Annotated in this window: 20 protein-coding genes and 1 riboswitch; of the genes, 14 read left to right on the forward strand and 6 right to left on the reverse strand. The window is 39.4% G+C overall.

The window, feature by feature from the left end:
- Positions 1–56: 56 nt before the first annotated feature.
- The gene (locus J3U91_RS00710; RefSeq protein WP_002818083.1) at positions 57–1,292 is read left to right on the forward strand and encodes a multidrug efflux MFS transporter; all 1,236 of its coding nucleotides are present in this window, start codon (positions 57–59) and stop codon (positions 1,290–1,292) included.
- On the opposite strand, the gene J3U91_RS00715 is transcribed toward J3U91_RS00710, so the two are convergent.
- The 6 genes from J3U91_RS00715 to J3U91_RS00740 form a co-directional block, all read right to left on the reverse strand.
- On the reverse strand, positions 1,274–2,188 hold the full coding sequence (locus J3U91_RS00715) for a magnesium transporter CorA family protein (RefSeq protein WP_002818084.1): 915 nt from the start codon (positions 2,186–2,188) through the stop codon (positions 1,274–1,276). The two genes, J3U91_RS00710 and J3U91_RS00715, sit on opposite strands and share 19 nt — an antisense overlap.
- Positions 2,188–3,285, reverse strand: a complete 1,098-nt coding sequence (locus J3U91_RS00720; protein WP_002818085.1) for a YdcF family protein — start codon at positions 3,283–3,285, stop codon at positions 2,188–2,190. The genes J3U91_RS00715 and J3U91_RS00720 overlap by 1 nt, the downstream gene beginning before the upstream one ends.
- A 7-nt stretch (positions 3,286–3,292) precedes the next feature.
- Positions 3,293–3,943 (reverse strand): energy-coupling factor transporter transmembrane component T family protein, encoded by a 651-nt coding sequence (locus tag J3U91_RS00725; RefSeq protein WP_002818086.1) that lies wholly within the window; start codon positions 3,941–3,943, stop codon positions 3,293–3,295.
- Complete coding sequence (locus J3U91_RS00730) at positions 3,940–5,214, reverse strand: ATP-binding cassette domain-containing protein (protein WP_002818087.1); 1,275 nt, start codon at positions 5,212–5,214, stop codon at positions 3,940–3,942. The genes J3U91_RS00725 and J3U91_RS00730 overlap by 4 nt, the downstream gene beginning before the upstream one ends.
- Positions 5,215–5,832 (reverse strand): ECF transporter S component, encoded by a 618-nt coding sequence (locus tag J3U91_RS00735; protein WP_002818088.1) that lies wholly within the window; start codon positions 5,830–5,832, stop codon positions 5,215–5,217.
- A 56-nt stretch (positions 5,833–5,888) separates the two neighbouring features.
- Positions 5,889–5,982: riboswitch (TPP riboswitch) on the reverse strand.
- Between the two features lie 29 nt (positions 5,983–6,011).
- Positions 6,012–6,620, reverse strand: coding sequence for an ECF transporter S component (locus tag J3U91_RS00740; protein ID WP_002818089.1), 609 nt, complete (start codon positions 6,618–6,620; stop codon positions 6,012–6,014).
- 46 nt (positions 6,621–6,666) lie between these two features.
- On the opposite strand from J3U91_RS00740, the gene J3U91_RS00745 reads away from it, so the two are divergent.
- The 13 genes from J3U91_RS00745 to ftsH all read left to right on the forward strand — a co-directional run bounded on the left by J3U91_RS00745 (position 6,667) and on the right by ftsH (position 22,236).
- Complete coding sequence (locus J3U91_RS00745; protein WP_002818090.1) at positions 6,667–7,575, forward strand: RluA family pseudouridine synthase; 909 nt, start codon at positions 6,667–6,669, stop codon at positions 7,573–7,575.
- 180 nt (positions 7,576–7,755) lie between these two features.
- Positions 7,756–8,220, forward strand: coding sequence for a hypothetical protein (locus tag J3U91_RS00750; protein ID WP_002818091.1), 465 nt, complete (start codon positions 7,756–7,758; stop codon positions 8,218–8,220).
- On the forward strand, positions 8,220–9,023 hold the full coding sequence (locus J3U91_RS00755; RefSeq protein WP_002818092.1) for a DUF6681 family protein: 804 nt from the start codon (positions 8,220–8,222) through the stop codon (positions 9,021–9,023). Before J3U91_RS00750 ends, J3U91_RS00755 begins: the two co-directional genes overlap by 1 nt.
- Positions 9,024–9,093: 70 nt before the next feature.
- Positions 9,094–9,675, forward strand: coding sequence for a TetR/AcrR family transcriptional regulator (locus tag J3U91_RS00760; protein WP_002817439.1), 582 nt, complete (start codon positions 9,094–9,096; stop codon positions 9,673–9,675).
- A gap of 71 nt (positions 9,676–9,746) precedes the next feature.
- Positions 9,747–12,011 carry a YhgE/Pip domain-containing protein gene (locus tag J3U91_RS00765; RefSeq protein ID WP_002818093.1) on the forward strand — a complete coding sequence of 755 codons (2,265 nt, stop codon included), beginning with the start codon at positions 9,747–9,749 and terminating at the stop codon, positions 12,009–12,011.
- A 112-nt stretch (positions 12,012–12,123) separates the two neighbouring features.
- Positions 12,124–13,512, forward strand: a complete 1,389-nt coding sequence (locus tag J3U91_RS00770) for a nicotinate phosphoribosyltransferase (RefSeq protein ID WP_002818094.1) — start codon at positions 12,124–12,126, stop codon at positions 13,510–13,512.
- A 17-nt stretch (positions 13,513–13,529) separates the two neighbouring features.
- Positions 13,530–14,102, forward strand: a complete 573-nt coding sequence (pth, locus tag J3U91_RS00775) for an aminoacyl-tRNA hydrolase (protein ID WP_002818095.1) — start codon at positions 13,530–13,532, stop codon at positions 14,100–14,102.
- Positions 14,102–17,668 (forward strand): transcription-repair coupling factor, encoded by a 3,567-nt coding sequence (gene mfd, locus J3U91_RS00780; protein WP_002818096.1) that lies wholly within the window; start codon positions 14,102–14,104, stop codon positions 17,666–17,668. The genes pth and mfd overlap by 1 nt, the downstream gene beginning before the upstream one ends.
- Positions 17,655–17,915, forward strand: coding sequence for an RNA-binding S4 domain-containing protein (locus J3U91_RS00785; protein WP_002817443.1), 261 nt, complete (start codon positions 17,655–17,657; stop codon positions 17,913–17,915). Before mfd ends, J3U91_RS00785 begins: the two co-directional genes overlap by 14 nt.
- Positions 17,916–18,030: 115 nt before the next feature.
- Positions 18,031–18,468 carry an FtsB family cell division protein gene (locus J3U91_RS00790; protein ID WP_002818097.1) on the forward strand — a complete coding sequence of 146 codons (438 nt, stop codon included), beginning with the start codon at positions 18,031–18,033 and terminating at the stop codon, positions 18,466–18,468.
- A gap of 27 nt (positions 18,469–18,495) precedes the next feature.
- Positions 18,496–19,395: a tRNA lysidine(34) synthetase TilS gene (gene tilS, locus J3U91_RS00795; protein WP_002818098.1), complete on the forward strand. Its 900-nt coding sequence runs from the start codon at positions 18,496–18,498 to the stop codon at positions 19,393–19,395.
- Between the two features lie 54 nt (positions 19,396–19,449).
- Positions 19,450–19,995, forward strand: coding sequence for a hypoxanthine phosphoribosyltransferase (hpt, locus tag J3U91_RS00800; RefSeq protein ID WP_002817447.1), 546 nt, complete (start codon positions 19,450–19,452; stop codon positions 19,993–19,995).
- Positions 19,996–20,031: 36 nt separating this feature from the next.
- Positions 20,032–22,236, forward strand: a complete 2,205-nt coding sequence (gene ftsH, locus J3U91_RS00805) for an ATP-dependent zinc metalloprotease FtsH (RefSeq protein WP_002818099.1) — start codon at positions 20,032–20,034, stop codon at positions 22,234–22,236.
- Positions 22,237–22,242 lie beyond the last annotated feature (6 nt).

The raw sequence follows: 22,242 nt of genomic DNA on the forward strand, positions 1-22,242 counted from the left end.
TTCGTTAGTTTTTTACTTCTGTTTTAAAAATATTTTTCAGGAGAAGGTGATATGAGATGCCCTTGTTCACTACTTCTTTGCGTCAGTCCAAGCGTCCGGAGTGGAAACGAAATTTGCTTGTGCTTTGGTTTGGTACTTTTATGGCCGGGATTGGTTCTAGCTGTGTTGCACCATTTATAGCATTATTTATCGATCAGTTGGGAAGTTTCTCCAATTCGGAGAATGCCTTTTGGAGCGGCTTGGCCTTTTCGGCTCCTTTTTTAACAAAAGCAGTTATTTCACCCTTTTGGGGACATCTATCCGACAGATATGGACGTAAGCCGATGCTAATTCGTGCTTCTTTGGGAATGGCACTTGTAATGGCAGCAACGGCCCTTGTCGGCAATGTATATGAATTGATTGGTTTGCGTTTGCTTTTAGGGGTATTTAACGGTTTTGTTAGTACTGCCAATGCTTTAATTGCTATCCAAGTTCCTCGAAACCAAAGTGGCCAATCACTTGGGACGCTGGCTACCGGAAACGTTTCAGGAACTTTGATTGGCCCTTTGGTTGGTGGGACAATTGCCGATTTTGTTGGTTACCGTTATACCTTTTTTATGACCGGCATATGCCTATTTATTTCTTTTCTTTTGGTCGTCTTTTTTGTGCATGAACATTTCACTCCGGTAATTCAAAGAAAAGATCAGCCATCGGCCAATTTCTTTAAAGTTCTACCAAATCGAAGAATTATTTTGGGAATGTTTTTGACAACAATGATTATTCAGGCATCGAATAATTCGATTGAACCGATTCTGAGTCTTTATGTGCGCCAGTTAATGAACGGTGCTGGCCATGTTGCTTTAGCCGCAGGAGTAATCGAAGCAATTAATGGAATTGCGACTTTATTTGCGGCCCCTTTCTTTGGCCGCTTAGGGGATCGTTGGGGCACTCATTGGATTTTATTAAGTGGATTGATTTTTTCAATGCTTGTTTTTATTCCGATGGCCTTTGTTCAGAATATTTGGGAGCTAGGTGCTTTACGTCTGTTGATCGGCGTATCGGATGCGGCATTGATTCCAAGTGTCCAAACAATTCTTGCCAAAAATTCTCCTCACAAAATGATGGGAGAAGTTTTCAGCTGGAATCAAAGTTTCCAGGCAGTTGGAAATGTTGTTGGTCCACAGATTGGTTCTAGTGTGACAGAATTTGCTGGTTATCGAGGAGTTTTCCTGTCGACCTCTCTTTTGGTACTAACAAATTTCCTTGTCGTTTTCAAAAATACAAAGAGTCTTCATCAACGATCAAAAAAATGAATTTTTATTAAAACAAAAATTTCAATCACAATCAAAATTAAGGTAATGCCAAAAGTGATAATCCAGGAGTATTGAAGGCCGGCAAGCGGTAGATGCATATTCATGCCGTAAAAACCTGTAACAACTGTCGGAACAGCCATTAAAGCCTGAAGCATTGTCAAAGCCCGCAAAGATTTGTCCAATCTCTGATTATTCAAATTGGAGTAAGCACCGGAGATTGCCGTAATTACTTCGGCAGCTTGATTAGCCATATCGATCGCTTGTGTGTTTTCAACGAGTAGATCCGCAAAGTATTCTTTTTGATTATCATTGACCCGATTTCCGAGATAAGCCTGCAAACGAGAAATTGCCGTCCGGTCGGTTCTCAGCGAATCAAGTATATAGATCATTTGTGTTTCCAATTCCATTAAAGAAGAAATTGCACCGGATTGGATTTTATGGCGTAAATTGGATTGAATAATATTTCTTTGTCGGTTAGCCGTGCTGATAGTACTAATGTATTCCGAAACCAGTGCCGAAACAGCATTAATGAAAATATCGATTGCGGTTAAATCCGTTGGTTCCAAATGATTTTCTCGACCGACAGCAAAAAGTTTTTCGGAAATTCGAGCTGTTGTCGCACGGGAAATTGTGTAGAAATTTCCTTTTTTGTCAATTAACATGCTAACTGGTTCGGTGGCAGCCAAGCTTGAATTAGGCGTAATGATATCAAAGACAATCAAAACATTTCCGGTCGGTTGATCGATCTCGGTTCGGGCTGACTCATTAGGATCAAGGGCATAAAAAAGCAGTTCTCGGGTAATTCCGAGTTCGACTAATCGATCTTGTTCGGCTTGGTTGGGTTCCTCTGCCTCATACCAAGTTATTTTTTCATTAATTTTATGTTCTTTAAGCATTAGTTAATCCAGGAAAACAAAGCCAAACCAAGGCTGATAACCAACAACAATACTAGCACGAACAAATGCTGATGTTTTTTGATTAACAGCATTGCGGCGAATTCTCTGAACCAGCCCAAGGCTAGATAGTTCCGGGTGGTTTTTGCCGGAATGCCGAAAATTTTTAGATTATTGGAAAAAGCAATGTAATTAGCTCTTGTTAAATGATATGAATTTGTTACGAAGACCATACGGATTTGTTTGCCGAGATTGTTAGTTTTCTGGTCTTCTAAGATTTTTTCTGCTGATTTTTGAAAATTTTCTTTTGTATTAGTGGAACGATCTTCCAAAATAACTTTCGATGGAGAGTAATTGTGTTTTATAATCCAAGTCCGCATGGCTTTGGCTTCGCTTATTTTTTCGTCATATCCCTGGCCGCCTGACATTATCAATTTTGGATTGTGATGTCTTTTGGCGAAATCAAGGGTCCTTTGTAAACGACTCTCTAAATTTTTTGAAACCCGTTTTCCCTGGATTAAACCAGCTCCGAGCGTAATTGAGTAGTCGAAGCTTTGTCTATTTTTAAGGAGTTGTTTTCCCTTTAGATTAACGATAATTGTTTGCGTTATGAAGTTGGTAAAGACAAAACCAAGGTAAATGACAAATGCGGGTATAAAAGCAAAAAGATATCCGATAACCGGTGGCAAAGATATTTTGAAAAGTTTGAACAGAATCATTAAACAAAGCAGCGGAAAAATTATTGTTACCAGTCTGGTTGAGAAACGATAACGGGAACGATACTTAGTATCGGCCGACATTTGAAAACTCCAAATAACCAGAGTAATTCCTGAATAAAAGGCCAAAGCAACAATTAAAGCAACAAAGAGAAATATGATGAATCTAAAAAAGACAAAAAAATTTCCGCCCAATCTTGCTGAAATTATTAAAAGACCCAATAAAAAGCTTTCGCCAGCAAGATTGAGAGTGAAAGCAGTTTTTAAATTACGATAATCTTTGATTAGATAATAGACAAAAAGAAGCAAAAAAATTAGGCTTATTGAAAATAAAAATAAAATTGCTTTATTCGTTAAAACAAAACTCGTCTCTAGATTCTTCAACACATTCTTATTTTATCAGTGAGGCAATAATACTTAAAATTATCATGAATAAAAATTCAAGAATCTCTTTACAAGTTAATGGCTTCTGTTGATAATGGGTCCTTTTTGCATCTTCTAAAAAACCGTGTGCATACATTGCCTGACTCAAATTGTTTGACCAGACAAAAGAATTATAAATTGCTTTTACATATAATTGTGGAGAAAAGATCGTTAAGCGAACGCCACGCATTTTTCCGGAAGCCCTAATAATTTTTATTTGTCGATTCATTTTTGGCAAAAAATTCAATGCACCCAAGATGCCATAGACAAAAGTAGGATTCATATGAAGGTCTTGTTCAAAACTGCGCATCAATTGAGTTGTTGTCTGACTGTAAACGACGACTCCACCGAGAAACATATAGGCATAAACGCGCAAAGCCATAATCCAGGCAAAAGGAGCTGAATGATCGATGCTCAAATTAAAGTACATAAACCAGCTGCCTACAAATGGAACGAAACCAATCAAACCAATCCAAATAAATTTTTTGATTGAAACGCGTTTGAATAATAAATAAATCATCGCTCCAATGATTGTAAAAATATTCAGCCAAAGTGAACGAATGAAGGCTAATTCAAGACCGATAAAGAAAACTAAAATAAATTTTAAAGCTGGTTTCATGAGATATTTTCCATTTTAATAAGTTTTTTGTTCTTGATTAAATAAGCGGAACTGATGATTTTATCCAATCCAAATAGTTGGTGACTAATAAATATTTTGGTTGATCTCGATTCTTGTAAAAGACTAATTAAGTTCAAGACAGATTTTTTATCAAGACCGGAAAAAGGTTCGTCAAGCAAAACGATTTCTGGAGCCTGAATCACTAATAGCAGAATTTGTAATTTTTTTTGTTCGCCGCCTGAAAGAGTATAAACAGATGATTCCAGCAGTTTGTCTAATGAAAGTTTTTTTAACCATCTCTCAATCTGTTGTTGATCGTCTAAATAATGGTTAAAGGCTTTTTTTTTGCTTAATTGAATTTCTTCATCAACAGTGGTTTTTAAAAAACTATCGCTGGAATTTTGAAAAGCCAAGGAAAGACGACCGTATGTTTTAATTTTTCCTTCATATTTTTGCAATCCGGCAATCGATTTAAGCAGGGTTGATTTACCTGAACCATTTTCTCCGGAAATTAAAACATTTTCTTGATTCAAAATTTCTGTTTTTAAGTTATCCAACAAAAGTCGATTGGAGAAACCTACTGACAAATTTTGAATTTTTATTCTTGGATTCCCGTGAGCTTGTTTTAGATGAAAATTATTTCTATATCGAAAACCTTGGTAAAAATCATCAAAATTATTTTTTTCTAAAATTTTTACTTTTTGATTTTCGAACAAAAAAATTCGATTAGCTAGTCCTTGATAAATCAAGGGATTGTGATCGGCAACAATAATTGTTTTGCCAGCTTTTTTCAGGTCTTTGACTTTGTCCAACAGAAATGCGATATTTTTTCGATCGACACTTGCAAATGGTTCGTCTAAAATCACTAAATCGGATTTCAAATTAGCAGCCTCGGCCAAAGCCAAACGCTGTTGTTCGCCACCTGAAAGTGTGTAAACGAACTGGTTCTTTTTATCTAATAAATGAAATTCCCTTAAAATTTCGTCGATTTTTTGTCCAATTTTTTGACTGGGAAAGCGAAGGTTTTCCAACAAGAAGACTAATTCCAGCAAAGGCGTTTCCATTGTGAATTGTTGATCGGGGTTTTGAAAAACACGAGCAGCTGTCTGTTGGTATTCATCAACGATTTTATTTATAAAAGTCGTTTTCCCCGAACCGGAAACGCCAGAAAGCAAAATAAATTCCCCGGCATCGATTGATAGATTGACTTTTTTGAGAATTATTTTTTTTTCAACGTTTATGTCTTGATTGTGAAATTCTATGACTGCCAATTATTTTGCTAGCTTTGCCTTTTGGAGGATTTTGTAAATAATAAAGATGATAATTCCTGAAAAAATAAAAATTGATACAAACCAAATTACAAGGAGAGCTAAAGTGAAATTAACAGGGAATTTATTGTAAGAAGCGTTGAAGTAATTATAGCCAAAGGAAATAATCGTTGAGGTAATTGTTGAAAACCAAAGTCCGAGCATTGGCTTTTTATAACCAGTTAGAGCAAAACCAATTTCTGTACCGGCTCCCTGCATAATTCCCCAAATTAGATCTGAGACTCCCCAAGCGGAACCGATAGCCATTTCGATAATCGCTGCCAATAATTCTCCGAGCAGCGCTGAACCCGGTTTCTTAATAATTAAAGCTGCAATCGGTCCGGCCATGACCCATAAACCAATTGTTGCGGCGGTAGCTACCTGCTGGGAAATTTGTGAAGCGCCAACCGCTGCCGTAATCGAATGGGAAGCCAGAAAACTGATGATTGGTCCGCTCATTGAAACAAAAGCATTCCAAGGAAGTCCGAAAGCGAAAAACAAGGCTCCAAAAATTACGCCGATTAGTCCGACCATGATGACATCTTTAATCTTCCAAACATTTGTTGTCGTTCTCGCTGCCATATAACGAATTCCTCCTAATTCCGAATACAGAAATAATAAAAAGAGCCGAAAGATAACGACTCTTTTCGCTATCTCCCTACGCAGGTATTAACCTACAGGTTCGATGGGTAAATCTCAGCCTTAAAAGTAAAGGCACCCCAGATAGAAGTATTCAGCTCTTCATTGATTTTAGCATATGATCATTTAACCAACTTGGCTTTTTTCAAAACCTTGAAAATGATCAAATCCATTAATCCCGCAAAAATAAGAATCGACAGAAACCAAATCAAGAAAAGAATCATCACATAAGCAAAATCGAATTTATAATAAGATTTTTCGAAATAATGATAAACGAAACTTACAATGCTGCCGGTTACAATTGATAGCCAAAGACCTAATCTTGGCTTTTTATACAAAGTTAATGCAAACCCAGCTTCGATTCCAGCCCCCTGTACAATTCCCCAGATTATATCCAAAACTCCCCAAGCGGAACCGATAACCATTTCAACAACCGAAGCGATTAAATTAGATAGAAAGGCGGAACCCGGTTTTTTTAAAATTAAAGCTGCAATCGGTCCGGCCATCATGAACAAACCGGTTGTCGCAGCAGTTGTGACTTGAGCCGCGATCAGAGAAGCCGAAAGAGAACTTGCCAAAGAATGTCCAGATAAAAAGCTCGCCAACGGAGTAAACAAGCTGACAAAAGCGTTCCACGACAATCCAAATCCAAAATATAGAACTCCAAAAATTACGCCGATCAACGCGGCCAAGATAACATCAATTATTTTCCAATGCTTATTATTATTCATTTCCATCCCAACGTAAAAATTATTCAAGCGCTAAAATTTTAACATAATGCCATTCTACCAATATAGTTTTATAATCCCGAACAATTTTGTCAGTAAAAGTGTCAAGGAATTACTAACCGGTTTGCTATTTCCACGGTCGATTCGTGGTCTTTTACGGCAAAAAAAACGTCTGCTTCTTAATGGACGAAATATTCCGACTTCAGAACTTGTTTCACCGGGAGACAAATTATCTTTTTCTCTGGAAACATCTGATTTTTCCAAAGGGCAGAACTATCTCCCGAACAACGATCGGCGGTTACGAATATTATCCGAAAAAGAAGACTATTTGCTTGTCGACAAACCGGCCGGTATGAAAATGCATCCGCATTCGCCGAATGAAACGGATACACTTTTAAATTATGTTGAAGCTCAGTTAAAAGGGCACCTATCTCGATCCTGCCCGGCGCATGCTTTTATGGTGCATCGAATTGATCGAGATACTTCTGGAGTTGTGATTATAGCTAAGAATCCACTGGCAGTGGGCATTTTGGATCAACTGCTTGCTAAAAAAAGAATTAAACGAACTTATTTGGCTTGGGTCTCCGGGAATCTGGAAAATAAAAAAGGAAGCATTGATCAAGCAATCGCGGTTGATCCGATTAATCCTTATAAGAGAATTGTCGACCAAGCAGGTCAAAAAGCAGTTACTCATTGGACTAAAATTCATACTGTTTATCAAAACACACTTGTGCGGGTTAGCTTGGAGACCGGTCGAACTCATCAAATTCGTGTTCATTTTGCTGCGATTGGCCATCCGATTGTTGGGGACCATCTTTATAATGGATTGGCTTATAGCAGATTGCTGCTGCATTCGGCAACGATCGAAATTCCAGAACTTTTTTCAGAGTCACGGCAAAGCCATACTATTACGACTGCGATTCCAAAGGACTTTCCCAGACAACTCAAACTCGATTAATTTTTCCGGTTCCTGTTAAAATATTCTCCAGATTATCTCGCCTTTCGGGGAGGGATTTTTCTTTTAAGTTGGCAGTGAAGCCCGATACGACAAAAGTTAGGAATACTTTCGAGTGGCTGATTGATTAGAATTTATTTAACTTAATTTATGTTTAATTGCTTGGGACTTATACTTTAATTAATGGCTAAACGAGTTCCACCTTTTTTAACACCGCCCGCGATTGTTTCAATTGTAATTGCTTTGGGAGCGGTCAATGTTGTGACAAATGCAACGACGCATACCTCGGAAGGCGCGCCGGATGCTAAATATAGTTCAAGTTATAGTTCTTCTTCAAGTTCTGTTTCGATGTCTTCGGATTCAAAGTCGAAAAAATCCTCCAGTTCCGATTCAAGCTCTAATTCTGATCAATCCAGTTCCGATTCGAATTCCGATCAATCAGGTCCTTCTCAATCTTCGCCAACAAGTTCGAACGATCCCGACTCTTCGACATCTTCGTCGGCGGCAAGTTCGACAAGCACTTCTTCTGTTTCGAGTTCGAGCACTTCTTCCAGTGCCGCTGACACTAATACGAACACTAATACTAATACGAATACAAATACAAACAATACGAATACTACCGGTACCAATACGACAGGAGGCCAATAATGGGAGGATTAAGTTTACTAACGATCATTAATCAGTGGCTTGGTTTTTTCAGTGTACGCAATCAAGCCCGCGGCCGAATTTATTCGATAGTCGGTTTTATCGCAAATTTCTATCTTCTTTATGTCGGCGTTCGTCTTGTAATTAATAAACAACTCTGGGGCTGGCTCATTTTATTAGCCTTTTTGATCTTGTTTTATTTTTCGATTTTAAATATTATTTATTACTTTACCGACAAAGTTGTTAAGTGGGATATTTCACCTTTTATCGACAAAATTTTAGGTGGCGCAAAAGAAGAAGAGGAAGCTTTGAAGACTGTTCCCGCCAATGGTCTGTATTCCCGTGACCGGGTTTTGGACACTACTATTTTTGCGGATTATGAGCAGCGTCAGAATCTGGATCGTCTTTTTCAACAGTTGAAAGAAGCGAAATTGGTTTCCAGCAATTATGGACAGATGTCGCATTTTAAAATTAAAGATTATTTGGCCGAACATAGTTCAATCGAAGCAAATTACCCCGGGACCCTTTTGCCTTATTTTGATATAAAGTACGCTCCTAATGGATTGGTTATTTATGGTGGAATAAATGAAATATCTGCTCGGCCAATCGGCTTGATCACAAAAGTTGGTTTAAGTGATGCGATTTTAGCGGTTAGAGAGTATCACTTGTCATTGGCTTCGGTTGTTTTGCACGGCGGTGAAGGTTTGGTAGTCGACCAAGCAACCGGGAAAGCTGTTAAAAGAAATCTTCCGATTTATCTGACTGCTGAGGTTGCTTATGAAAAACGGATAAACAATAACATTTGACATCTGTATTACAGGTGTTATTATTTAAATCTATACGGAATGAATAATCATTCCGAGAGGTAAATAAATTATGCCTGAGACAATTAAAAATATCAGTAAAAAAGATGCAATTCTCAAAGCAGCTTTACAACTTTTTTCCCATCGTAGTTTTGATGGAACAACGATTCCGGAAATAGCTCGCGTTGCTAACGTTGGTGCGGGCACTATTTATCGTTATTTTATTTCCAAAGAAGATTTGGTGAACGAACTATTTGTAAGAGTTCTTGATGATTTTACAGAACATCTTCAGGTCGGTTTACATGGACAGATGGATACAAGGACCCGTTTTCATCACTTATTTAATAACGCTTGGAACTATGTTATGAATAATGTTGAAGCTTTTCTTTTTATTAATTTAAATGACGAAGCGACTTATTTAAATGATCGAAGTCGAAAAAGTTTTTCTCGAATGTGGGATTATATTGCTGAAATGGTTGAACAGGGAGCCGATAAGGGTGAATTAATCAAATTGGATCCCAAATTTGTTGCCAGCCTAGTCTATGGACCGCTAATTCCAATCTCAAAGCGTTTTAATAATGATAATCGCCAAGCATCTCAGGCACTTGCAAAGGCTTTGGAAGAAGCAACTTGGAGGGCAATCAGCACAGATTAGTTTTTTTGTTTCATTAGGAATGATTGTTCATTCCGAATAATTTTGTTTTTATTAGGGAAAGGAATTTTTGAATGAAAGAGTGGAAACGAGTATTTAGAAATAAAGGTTTGGCATTTTTGTTAATCGGAATTATGTTTGTGCCGGCTTTGTATGCCGTTATTTTCTTGTCTTCAATGTGGAACGCTTATGGGAAAGCCGGTAACTTGCCGGTTGCAGTTGTTAATAACGATAAAGGAGCAAGCTACCAAGGCAAGAAAATCAATCTCGGCAGCAAGATTAAGAAACAATTGTTGAAAAACAGCGAACTTGATTTTCGCTCTGCAAATGAAAAACAGGCGAATAAACGTTTATCAGACGGAAAATATTATATGTTGATCACAATCCCGAAAAACTTTTCCGCCAGTTCGACGACCGTTCTAAGCAAAAATCCGCAAGCTATCTCAATTAAATATGTACATAATTCTGGTCTAAACTTTATCGCTGATAAAATGACGGAATCGGCTTCGCATGAAATTACAGCAACGGTTGAAAGCCAAATTCAAAAAACTTATTCCAAGCAGCTTCTTTCCGGTTTGAAGAAAAGCAAAAACGGCATGAATAAGGCAGCCAATGGCGGTCAGACTTTATCGAATGGTCTTGGTCAACTTTATTCAGGGACAACGACTGCAACGAATGGAAGCCAAACAATTACAAACGGATTGAATCAAGCTTCCAACAATTTGCCAACCATGAGTTCGGGCGCTTCACAACTAGCATCGGGTAATTCGGAGCTTTCGAGCAGTTTGGCAGCTGTCGCAGAGTCGATTGACAGCAAACAAGCTGCCAGCAAATCACAAATTGATCAATTAACTAGCGGATTAAATCAATTAACTGCCGGACTTAAACAATTATCATCATTGCCAACAACTCTGCCACAATCTCCCGATGAACAAAAAATCGAAAACAGTATGAATCATATCAAAAGCAGTCTGACAACTACCGGTACAGCAACAAAATCGGCCGCTGCCTCGATTCAAGCAGCTGGAGCTTCGGCCACTTCGGCTGGAAGCGATATTCAAACGGCTGGGACCTCTGCGGCAAAAATAGCTGAACTAATTCCCAAGATAGCAGAAACGAATCCTCAATTGGCTTCTGAGCTTAAAAAAGATTTGGAAGATATTGATTCTTCTCTGACCTCTGCAGGAAACAATATCAAAGCGGTTGGTCCCTCTCTTTCCAGTGCCGGCAACCAATTGAGTTCAATCGGCAACAGTACAAGTTCAGCTGGTAGTTCTTTACAAACTGTCGCGACGCAGTTAAATACTTTGCAGCAGATGCTGCCTTTGCTAAAAGAACTTGAAAATAAATTGCCTGAACTAAAAAAATTAGGTACACAGGGACCGACAGCCACTTCCGGAGCAGTGTCGGCAATTGAGAACCTTGAGAGTAGTCTTTCTACAATTTCCATTGGAATAAAAACCCAGGCTGTTCCTGCAAGTAATAAACTCGCCAATGGAGCCAGCCAATTATATTCTGGTTTCAATACACTACAGTCTGGCGTTGATAAACTTTCAAGTGGTTCAAACAATTTGACAAGCGGCTTGAAGACGCTGGCTTCAAGTACGCAGACCGCTCAAAGCGGTAGCCAGAAATTGACTTACCAGCTGCGTAACGGTACAAAGAAACTGGCGACAATTTCCACTAAACAAGTTAATGTCAAGCATCTGTCCAAACCTTTGAAGGCCAAGGATTCGGATACGCATAAAGTTCCGAACATGGGAACCGGTTTATCTCCTTACATGATTGCCGTTGGTTTATTCGTCGGGGCCTTAGCAACCGGTATTTTCTATAACTTAAACGAAGTCGAATATAAACCACGTACGGTTCGCGAATGGTTTTTCCAAAAAGCCGCTGTTTTCGTCACAATTGCAGTGGCTCAGGGATTAATTGTGATTGGCGGTTTAATTATTTTTGATGGTTTAAAACCGAATCAGATAGGAATGACTTTCTTGGTTGCGATTATTTCTGCCTTGGCCTATATGCTCTTTGTTTTAATGATGAATTTGTTCTTTGGCCATGTAGGCTCGGCAGTTGCTTTAGTCTTGTTAGTCCTCCAACTTTCCGGATCGGCTGGGACATATCCGATTCAGCTCTCCAATGCTTTCTTTGAAGCAATTCATCCTTATCTGCCAATGACATATACGGTCGAGGCTTTAAGAAAGACTATTTCTTTAAATGGAAACCCTGCTTTCGATCTGATCTTATTATTGATTTTTGGCCTTGTCAGTCTTGCTCTAATGTTGATTGGTATGACGATCAGACGAAACAGATTGGTTGAAACATCCTTGGTAAATTAATGTTTTATTAAAAATTGCCAATTATAAAACAGGCGCGGGGATCTCGAATAACCGCGTCTGTTTTTATTGAAATAAACTTTCAACTATTTGAATAAATTGATAGACTCTAGCTATGAAGGAAAATTTGCTCCTCGATACCGATGCTTACAAATTGACGCATCATTTACAGTATCCAAAGGGTCTGACAAAACTGTATTCTTACGCTGAGGCACGAACGGGCAGCCGGTTTAATACTGTTTCCTGGTTCGGCCTTCAAATGATCATTGCCGATCATTTATTAGGGAAGGTTACCAATGAGATGATTGACGAAGCCGAGGAATTCAGTTTTTTGACCTTTGGTAATCATAATTTTTTCAATCGAGAAGTTTGGGAACGAGTTCGCGATTTGGGTTACCTGCCAATTAATATTATGGAATTGCCCGAGGGTATTGAAGTTCCGATCTCGACACCTTTATTAACGCTTGAATCGACCGAGCCCTGGTTTGCAACAACTTTAAATGCTTTAGAGTCGGTCCTGATGCAGGTCTGGTATCCAACAACGATTTCGACTAATTCTATGTATATCAAAAAAGCTTTGCTGCCTTTATTTGAAAAATCCGGAAGCGTGACTGGCCTTGATTTGGCAGTAAATGATTTCGGTTTGCGCGGAGCCTCTAGTTTACAATCGGCACAACGCGGCGGGGCGGCACATTTACTCCATTTTCGCGGTTCCGATAATTTAGCTGCCGATAAGGTTATCGCTGATGTATATGGCCTTAAAGGCCGTGCTTTGTCGGTTTGGGCAACCGAACATTCTGTGGCGACTTCCTATGGACCTGATCGTGGCGAAATTGATTACGTAAACAGCCAGCTGGATCGGGCAGGCGATAACGATATTATTTCAATCGTGATTGATTCTTACGATTCGATTAATTTCGTTCGCAATGTGATCGGTTCTAAAGAAATTAAGAATCGGATTATTAGACGCAGCGGAAGAATAGTTTTGCGACCGGACTCCGGCGAACCTCAGGAAATAGATCTGCAAGTACTTGATATTCTTGCCGATATTTTCGGTACCGATGTTAACGATAAAGGCTACAAAGTAATTAACCATAATGTTGGAATTATTCAGGGAGACGGTATGAACCGACAAACAATTATCGAACTATACCGCCATATTCTTCATCAGGGATGGTCGGCTGACAACTTAATCGTTGGTTCAGGCGGCGGTTTGTTACAGGAGGGTTTTGACCGCGATACGGAACGTTTTGCAATCAAAGCATCCTATGGCGAGCTTGGCGATGGCCATGGTTTTCTTATCCAAAAGCATCCCAAACAGGATCCGACAAAAAACTCCAAGTCGGGACGTTTTAAAGTAATTCGCGATTCTAATCGTCGGATTAAGACTGTCGCTATTGATGCTGAAGGCAATAATTTATTAAAGACAATTTACGAAAATGGTAATTTTTATCCTGACAGTTTTCAGGAAATTTTAAAAAGAGCAAATATTTCACTCGATTAATAATTAAAAGGGAGCATATGAAGAAAATAGTAGTTGGATTAGGAAATATTGGCGCGAAGTATGCTCATAATCGACATAATGTTGGTTTTATGGCAGTTGATGAGTTGGCGGCACGTTTGCAGGCTAATTTTTCTCTCAAGCAAAATCTGCATGCTTTTGTCGCTTCTACACATGTTGAGGAAGAGAAGGTTTATCTTGTTAAACCGACAACTATGATGAATGATTCCGGTATTGCGGTAAAAGCTGTTTTGAATTATTTTGGTGGGGATGTAAATGATTTGATTGTCTTTGTTGATGATATTGATCGTGATTATGGACAACTTCGAATTAAAAAAAGTGGTGCTTCTGGTGGCCATAACGGATTAAAATCGATTGTTTCACAAATTGCCAGCCAGGAATTTCTTCGAATTCGCATCGGGACCGGTCGCCCGGCTCATAATCCACAAGCCGTCATCAAACATGTACTTGGGGATTTTAGCCCTTTGCAATTAGAATTAGTCCAACCTGAAATTGACAACGGAGTGTCGGCAGCTCTGGATATAATTAATGGAACAGCTTTGAATGTTGTCACGAATCGCTACAATAATTGATGATGCACTCATTAACAGATTTTATTAGTCGTTTGCCTTTAATTGAGAAGATCGTTTCCAACCAGGCAGACCAAACTTCAACACAATTGATTAGCGGAGTTAACGATACCCCTAAGGCTGCTTTAGCCGCTGGGGTTTTTGTGCGTTTAAAAGCAGAAAAAAATTCGAAAAAAATTCTTCTTTTGACTGATACCCAATTTCGGGCGGATCAGTTAACAAGTGATTTGGAAGCCCTGCTTGAAGACGAAAATGTTTTTGAAATGCAGTCCGAGGAATCATTGGCAACGGAAACGGCTGTCGCATCGCGCGATGCAGATTTAAGCCGTGTTTTAGCCTTGCGAGCTTTATTATCCAAGGAAAATTCAATTGTGGTTGTCCCGCTCTCTGGTCTATCACGTCGTTATCCAGACCCTGAATTCTTTCAGCAGGCCGTTTTGGACTTTAAGATTGCAAATTCCTACCCACAAGAGCAACTGGCAAAAAAACTGATTGAAATGGGTTATAACAAACAGACCTTGGTGGCCAATCCCGGCGAATTTTCGGTTCGGGGTGAAATTGTCGATATTTATCCAATTAATTTCGATGAACCGATTCGACTTGATTTCTTTGATGATGAATTGGAATCGATGCGAACTTTTGATGCTGATTCGCAAAAATCATTGAACAAGATCAAACAGGCTTCTGTTTCGCCGGTTTCTGATTTTCTTTTGCCGCGAGCCGAGTTCAGTGATGGCCTCAAGCAGCTTGAGCAGGCTTTTGTCGATTATCTAAATAAGTTGAAGGGTGCCGAAAAGAAAAAACTGACGGAGTTTTTTAATCCTTTATTGGAAGCAGCCAAGCATTTTTCTTATGGTCATGAACTCCTGCCATTTTCTGAGTTTTTTTTGAAACATTCTATATTTGAATATCTGCAGTCTGAAGATTTGATTTTGATTGATGATTTTGCTCGAATCAATGATCAAACAAATATTCAAGAGAAAAAAAACGCCGAATGGATTACCGATCGTTTGCGTGAATTTAAGCTACTTCCTGATCTAAAAGTAAAAATCGACGGAATCAATTTAATTAAAAAATCCCAACAAAAACTTTCAAAAAAAATCCAGAAATTTGTCAATCCAAAAATATATCTCAGCAATTTAACACGTGGCTTGGCAGGAATTACATTCACCAGCCGAACTCAATTGATTACTCGACAGATGCAACAATATTTTGGCCAAATGCCGGCTTTGAAACTCGATTTGGAGTCCTATCGAAAACGCGATTTCACGGTTTTGCTCCAAGCTAGCAATCGCGAACGTTTATTATCCTTACAGAGAACTTTGCATGATTTCGGAATGAATTTTGCAATCACTGACGATATTCTTACCGGAACTGCCCAATTGCAGATTGGCAGTTTGTCTCACGGTTTTGAACTCCCGGAAGAGAAAATTGTTGTCATGACCGAGACGGAATTATTCGCCAAAGTAAAAAAACGGGTGCCTCGTCATCAAACTTTTTCCAATGCCGAAAAAATCACCAGTTACACAGAATTAAAAACAGGTGATTATGTTGTTCACGTAAATCACGGGATTGGCCGTTACGAGGGGCTAACAACGCTTGAAGCTAATGGCGGCAAACAGGATTACATTACCATCGCCTATGCTCAAAAAGCGAAAATTTTTGTTCCGGTGACACATTTGAATTTGGTGCAAAAATACATTGGTGCGGCTGACGGCAGGCCGAAGGTCAATTCTCTAAACTCAACTGATTGGGCTAAAACAAAACGTCGAGTGACCGCTAAAGTAGAGGATATTGCTGATGAATTAATCGCTTTATATTCGAAGCGCGAGGGAGAAGTTGGTTACGCATTTTCAGTCGATGACCAAAGACAGCAGGAGTTTGATGACGGCTTTGCTTACCCGGAAACAGTCGATCAGCTTCGTTCGATTAAGGAAATAAAATCAGATATGGAAAATAAGAAACCAATGGATCGCCTTTTGGTCGGCGATGTTGGTTTCGGTAAAACGGAAGTCGCTTTTCGAGCAGCCTTTAAGGCAATTGAAGACCACAAACAAGTCGCGTTTTTAACACCGACAACAATTTTGTCCCAACAGCACTATCAAACCGCAATCGAAAGATTTTCGGATTTCCCGGAAATTAAGATTGCTATGTTATCGCGTTTTAATACTGCTGGACAGAATAAAGAGGTTATTAAGAAATTAAAAGCCCATCAACTTGATATGGTTATTGGCACACACCGTTTATTGTCCAAGGACGTTGCTTTTGACGATCTTGGCCTGCTTATTATTGACGAGGAACAGCGTTTTGGCGTTAAGCATAAAGAGAAAATCAAACAGTTAAGAGCTAATGTCGACGTTTTGACTTTAACCGCCACGCCGATTCCGAGAACCTTGAATATGGCATTGGTTGGAGCCCGCGATTTATCGGTTTTGGAAACGCCTCCTGCCAATCGTTTTCCGATTCAGACTTACGTTTTGGAGGAAAATTGGCCGGTTATTGCCGATGCAATCGAAAAGGAATTGTCTCGTGGTGGCCAAACTTTCTTTTTGCATAATCGGGTTCAGGATATCGAGCGGACTGTTGGTGAAATTCAAAGAATTGTTCCCGACGCCAATGTGGGCTATATTCACGGGCAGATGAACGAAACTCAATTAGAAGATGTCCTAATGGATTTTTTGAATGGTATTTACGATGTTTTGGTTACAACGACAATTATTGAAACGGGGGTCGATATTCCCAATGCCAATACTTTGATTGTTGAAAATTCGGAACGTTTCGGCCTGTCGCAACTTTACCAGTTACGTGGCCGAATTGGTCGTTCTAATCGATTAGCTTATGCATACTTTACTTATCCAGGCGATCGTCAACCAACTGAGGATGCTCAAAAACGTCTGGAAGCGATTCGCGATTTCACAGAACTCGGTTCCGGTTTTAAATTAGCGATGCGTGATTTATCAATTCGTGGTGCCGGTGACCTTCTAGGGAAACAACAGCACGGTTTCATTGATTCGGTTGGTTACGAGCTTTATCAACAGATGCTTCAAGAGGCGGTTTCTCAAAAACAGGGAAAAGACAAAAAAGTTATGCAGACAAATGCAGAAATTGTTCTTAATATCGAGGCCCTTTTGCCGGACAGTTATGTTAATGATTCTTCTCAAAAAGTCGAGCTTTACCAGCGAATCAGAAAATCGCGGACTGACGAACAATTCAACGAGGTTCGTCAGGATTTGATTGACCGTTTTGGTCCGATTCCTGAGGTGGTAGATAATCTTTTCGCTTTGGCTCACCTGAAAAACGCAACCGATGCAGCCAACGTCATTAATCTTCATGGTGATGATTCCCAAATCAGAATTATCTTTAGTAGACGGGTCAGCCAAATTCTGGCTGGGGAAACAATCTTCAAAACCTTAAAGGGACTTCCATACAAGGTTCGTGTCAAAGCCGTTGACGATCAAAAACTGCAATTGACAGTTATTTTAAACGAGGATGAAAAACTCGTCTATATTGATAAAATAACCAAATATCTTGAATTGGTTTATAAGGAGCTAAAAAATGCGCTTGGATAAATATTTAAAAGTCAGTCGTTTAATTAAACGTCGGACCTTGGCAAAAGAATTTGCTGACCAGGGTCGGGTAACGATTAATGGAAAAATTTCAAAATCCTCTGGAAATGTCGGCGTTGGTGATATTTTGGTTTTGGGTTTTGGTGGGAAAATTGTCACAATTAAAGTCACCGATGTTTCAGAAATTGTTAAAAAGAATGATGCCGGAGAAATGTATGAATTGATTTCTTCGGAAAATCGCCAACAATGAAGTTGTTTTTCTAATTAAAGAATCTTTTATTTTTGTGGTAATTTATTAAGATTTATTTTTGATTTCATTAAGATATTTTTATCCTCCAAATCATATGAGATATTGATTTTAAGTGATGGCAACAAATACGGCGCGACAACAGAAAAAAAATGTAAAAAGGGAAGAAGGTAACCGTCCTAATTTGCATTTGGTTCAGCCGAACACTTCCGCCCAAATTCGTTCTGCACAGGCCTATAATAAAGTTCGTGAAAAACATTATCATAAAGAAATTGCCCGTCGGCGTCGTTTGATCGCCTGTGTTGGCGCGTTTCTGTTCATTTTCTTTTCTTACAACTTATTCTCTTCAGCGGCCAAGTTGTATAGTGCTTCGTCACAATTAAATCAGGTAAATCAGCAGTTGGCAAAGACCAAGGCTGAACATAAACAATTAAAAGAAAATTTAAAACAATTAAAACAATCTGATTATTTGACTCAGTATTTGCGTGACAAATATCAGTATTCCAAATCCGGGGAAGTTATTTTTAATTTCACCAATTCGAACAGCAAGAAATAGTTTTTTGGACTGCTATTTTGTATTAATGTGAAGACTCTTTATCGACAATTTCAGTTAAATGTTCAATCGCATAAACTTTTTTCTGGTAGACAGAAACTTCTTTTAGCTATCTCTGGAGGAGTTGATTCAACGGTTTTAGCAGATCTTTTGTTTAAATACGAAAGTAATCCACGATCGCATTTATTTTTGGCCCATGTTGATCATCAGCTGAGAGTGGACTCGGCAAACGAGACAAAGCTAATTGATGATCAATTCGCCAATCGGGGTCTTTGCGTTTTTCATGAAAAATGGCCGCTTGAAAAACATCCTCATAGCGGAATTGAAGATGCTGCTCGGAAGTTTCGCTACGATTTTTATAAGCGAATGGCCCTTAAGGTTGGCGCTCGAAAAATTATTCTGGCACAGCATGCAGATGATCAGGCTGAAACGACATTGTTGAAAATTATCCGTGGTGCCGATTGGCAGACTGTTTCAGCAATGGAATGGTCGCGTCCACTGGAAAAAGATTCACCAATCGAAGTTGTTCGTCCTTTGTTAAATGTTGAAAAATCGGAAATTTACGATTATGCCGAAAAAAATCATTTAAAATGGATTGAGGATTCAACTAATAAGGATCCGGACTATACGAGCCGGAATCAGATTAGAAATGTTGTTTTGCCCGCTTTGAAACAAATTAATCCAAATTCCGCTAGGAACATTGCTTCCTTTGCCGAGCAAATTAGGGAAGTCAATGAAAACCAACTGATTGAAATGCTAAAAATTTGGTTGCATGATTCAATCGGTTTTCTACCAATCAAAAGATCCCAGTTGGAGCAGTTCGAAAGGCTTTTGAAAAATGAGAAAGAACCACATGGAAAAATTGATTTGACCGACGGCTTTTCTCTAGTTAAAAATAAAGATGAAATTAAAATAAAAAAAGAAAGGTAAATATACGATCACTGTTGTAGCGGTAATATTCGTGTTAACATTAAATACAATCAAATGACTGATACAGACCCCCGTTTTTCTAAAATCCTTCATGATCATCGAGAAATTGAAACAGCCGCTAAAAGAATCGGTGCTCAAATCGATCGTGATTATGCCGGTAAAACTCCTATTTTGGTTGTGGTTTTAAAAGGAGCTGTTATGTGGGCAGGTGATCTCTTTAGAAATATTTCAATCGATGTTGAAATGGATTTCATTGATATCGCCAGTTATCATGGCGGTATTGCTTCAAGTAATGAAATCACTTTAAGGACTGACCTCACTAGCGATGTTAAAGATCGGGATGTAATCATTGTGGAAGATATTGTTGATACTGGTTTATCATTACGTTATCTAGAGTCTTTACTGTCTAGACGTGGTGCCAGATCTGTGAAAACAGCAACAATGCTTAATAAACAAAAGGGCCACAAAGTCGATATTAGAGCCGATTACGTTGGTTTTGAGATTGATAATGAATTTGTTGCCGGTTATGGATTGGATTATCAGGAAATTTGGCGTAATTTGCCTTTCATTGGTGTGGTTAACCCCGATATTTATTCATAATGTTACAATATTGTATTGGCGTGAACGAGGTATTATATGAAAAATAAGAATCGCGGTTTCTTCCGCAGTTCATTATCATATGCATTCGTAATACTGGCAGTTATATTCTTAATTTACAGTTTTTTCGGACGTAGCGATGGTAGTGTCAAGTACCTTTCAACAACTACTTTTTTGAAGGAGTTGAAGAATAATAAAATTAAAGATTTTACGATTCAACCTGGCGATAGCGGTGTTTACACGATTGCCGGAGATTTTAAAAAAGCTCAAAAATCCAGCTCAAGCAGTAGTAGTACAACAACGCTGCTTTCCGGCTACCAAAGTTCGGTAACTAAATTTACTGCTTACGTTTTACCGAACAATTCTAGTTTGAAACAGATTACAACCGCGGCTCAAAAGGCCGGTGTTGCTGTTAATCCAAAACCGGCTGCCTCCAATTTCTGGGGATCGGTGTTGACAATGATATTGCCGACTCTAATTATGTTTGCCTTGCTTTACTGGATGCTTATCGGCAGCCAGCGTGGTCAAGGCGGTTCAGGCGGACCTGGTGGAATTATGAGTTTTGGTCGTTCGAAGGCTAAGCCTGCAGACCCTAAACAGAATAAAATCCGCTTTGCTGATGTAGCCGGAGAAGAAGAGGAAAAACAAGAACTTGTCGAAGTTGTCGAGTTTTTGAAAGATCCAAAGAAATTCACAAAACTCGGTGCCCGAATTCCAAAGGGCGTTTTGTTGGAAGGTCCTCCGGGAACCGGTAAAACTTTGCTCGCTAAAGCCGTCGCCGGTGAAGCAAAGACACCATTCTTCAGTATTTCCGGATCGGATTTCGTTGAAATGTTTGTTGGTGTTGGTGCCAGCCGTGTTCGTGATTTGTTTGAAAATGCGAAGAAGTCTGCACCTTCAATTATTTTTATTGATGAAATCGATGCAGTTGGTCGTCGTCGTGGAGCCGGCATGGGTGGTGGAAACGATGAACGCGAACAGACTCTGAACCAAATCTTGATTGAAATGGATGGATTCGAAGGTTCGGAAGGCGTAATCGTTCTTGCTTCAACTAACCGTTCTGACGTTTTGGACCCGGCTTTGCTTCGTTCTGGACGTTTCGACAGAAAGATTTTAGTTGGTGCTCCTGATGTAAAAGGGCGTGAGGCGATTCTGCGCGTTCATGCAAAAAACAAACCTTTGGCGGCAGATGTCGACTTGAAAGTCATTGCCCAACAAACTCCTGGTTTTGTTGGTGCGGACCTTGAAAACCTTCTTAACGAGGCTGCTTTACTGGCCGCTCGAAATGATGAAAAAGCTGTTACAGCAGCTGATATCGATGAAGCCGAAGACCGTGTTATTGCTGGACCGGCCAAAAAGGACCGCAAAACGACTCAAGATGAACGTGAGACTGTCGCATATCACGAAGCCGGCCATGCAATTGTTGGTTTGGTTCTAAATGATGCTCAGGTTGTTCGTAAGGTTACGATCGTGCCACGTGGACGAGCTGGTGGTTATGCCTTGATGATGCCAAAGGATGAGCGTTATCTCATGTCGGAGAAAGATGCTAAAGAAGAACTTGCCGGATTAATGGGTGGCCGTGCTGCCGAAATTTTGATTAATCATGTTGCAAGCTCTGGCGCTTCCAATGACTTCCAGCAAGCTACCCAGATTGCCCGGGAAATGGTTACCCAGTATGGTATGTCCGATAAGCTCGGTATGGTACAACTGGAAGGTAGTTCGAATGTCTTTGTCGGAGATCCTAACAATCCAAATCCTCCGTATTCGCAAAAAACCAGCGAGCTGATCGATGAAGAGGTTCGACGTTTGACGAATGAAGCTTATAAGAGAGCTGTTGATATCATTAAGAGCCATCCTAAGCAGCACAAGGCAATCGCCGAAGCTCTGTTGAAATACGAGACTCTTGATGAAGCTCAGATTAGATCTTTGTTTGAAACCGGTGAAATTCCTAGCGATTTGGTCAAAGACAGTCAAAGGCCTGCTCGTCCGCTCTCATATGAAGAGTCGAAAGCTGCCTTAAAGAAAAACGGCTCTGTTGATAATAAAGAGGCCGAGGACGAAGTTAAAGAGGACAAAGATGATAAGGAAGATGAAAATGATTCCAAGTCGGGTTCCGATTCAACTTCAAAAAAGAAGACAACCAAGAAGACTTCAACTACTCGACGCAAGTCAACAACAAGTTCGACTAAGAAAAAACCTACTACAAAACGAACCAAAAAAGATGACGATAACAAAGAGAATTAAGGAAAA

The sequence above is a fragment of the Oenococcus oeni genome, from assembly GCF_020510245.1.
Lineage (GTDB): Bacteria > Bacillota > Bacilli > Lactobacillales > Lactobacillaceae > Oenococcus > Oenococcus oeni.

What these genes read in the sequence shown, in the direction of transcription:
- J3U91_RS00710 (WP_002818083.1), top strand. Translation starts at nt 57, where the DNA reads ATGCCCTTGTTCACTACTTCTTTGCGTCAGTCCAAGCGTCCGGAGTGG.
- J3U91_RS00715 (WP_002818084.1), bottom strand. Translation starts at nt 2,188, where the DNA reads ATGCTTAAAGAACATAAAATTAATGAAAAAATAACTTGGTATGAGGCA.
- J3U91_RS00725 (WP_002818086.1), bottom strand. Translation starts at nt 3,943, where the DNA reads ATGAAACCAGCTTTAAAATTTATTTTAGTTTTCTTTATCGGTCTTGAA.
- J3U91_RS00735 (WP_002818088.1), bottom strand. Translation starts at nt 5,832, where the DNA reads ATGGCAGCGAGAACGACAACAAATGTTTGGAAGATTAAAGATGTCATC.
- J3U91_RS00740 (WP_002818089.1), bottom strand. Translation starts at nt 6,620, where the DNA reads ATGAATAATAATAAGCATTGGAAAATAATTGATGTTATCTTGGCCGCG.
- J3U91_RS00745 (WP_002818090.1), top strand. Translation starts at nt 6,667, where the DNA reads ATGCCATTCTACCAATATAGTTTTATAATCCCGAACAATTTTGTCAGT.
- J3U91_RS00750 (WP_002818091.1), top strand. Translation starts at nt 7,756, where the DNA reads ATGGCTAAACGAGTTCCACCTTTTTTAACACCGCCCGCGATTGTTTCA.
- J3U91_RS00755 (WP_002818092.1), top strand. Translation starts at nt 8,220, where the DNA reads ATGGGAGGATTAAGTTTACTAACGATCATTAATCAGTGGCTTGGTTTT.
- J3U91_RS00760 (WP_002817439.1), top strand. Translation starts at nt 9,094, where the DNA reads ATGCCTGAGACAATTAAAAATATCAGTAAAAAAGATGCAATTCTCAAA.
- J3U91_RS00765 (WP_002818093.1), top strand. Translation starts at nt 9,747, where the DNA reads ATGAAAGAGTGGAAACGAGTATTTAGAAATAAAGGTTTGGCATTTTTG.
- J3U91_RS00770 (WP_002818094.1), top strand. Translation starts at nt 12,124, where the DNA reads ATGAAGGAAAATTTGCTCCTCGATACCGATGCTTACAAATTGACGCAT.
- pth (WP_002818095.1), top strand. Translation starts at nt 13,530, where the DNA reads ATGAAGAAAATAGTAGTTGGATTAGGAAATATTGGCGCGAAGTATGCT.
- mfd (WP_002818096.1), top strand. Translation starts at nt 14,102, where the DNA reads ATGATGCACTCATTAACAGATTTTATTAGTCGTTTGCCTTTAATTGAG.
- J3U91_RS00785 (WP_002817443.1), top strand. Translation starts at nt 17,655, where the DNA reads ATGCGCTTGGATAAATATTTAAAAGTCAGTCGTTTAATTAAACGTCGG.
- J3U91_RS00790 (WP_002818097.1), top strand. Translation starts at nt 18,031, where the DNA reads ATGGCAACAAATACGGCGCGACAACAGAAAAAAAATGTAAAAAGGGAA.
- hpt (WP_002817447.1), top strand. Translation starts at nt 19,450, where the DNA reads ATGACTGATACAGACCCCCGTTTTTCTAAAATCCTTCATGATCATCGA.
- ftsH (WP_002818099.1), top strand. Translation starts at nt 20,032, where the DNA reads ATGAAAAATAAGAATCGCGGTTTCTTCCGCAGTTCATTATCATATGCA.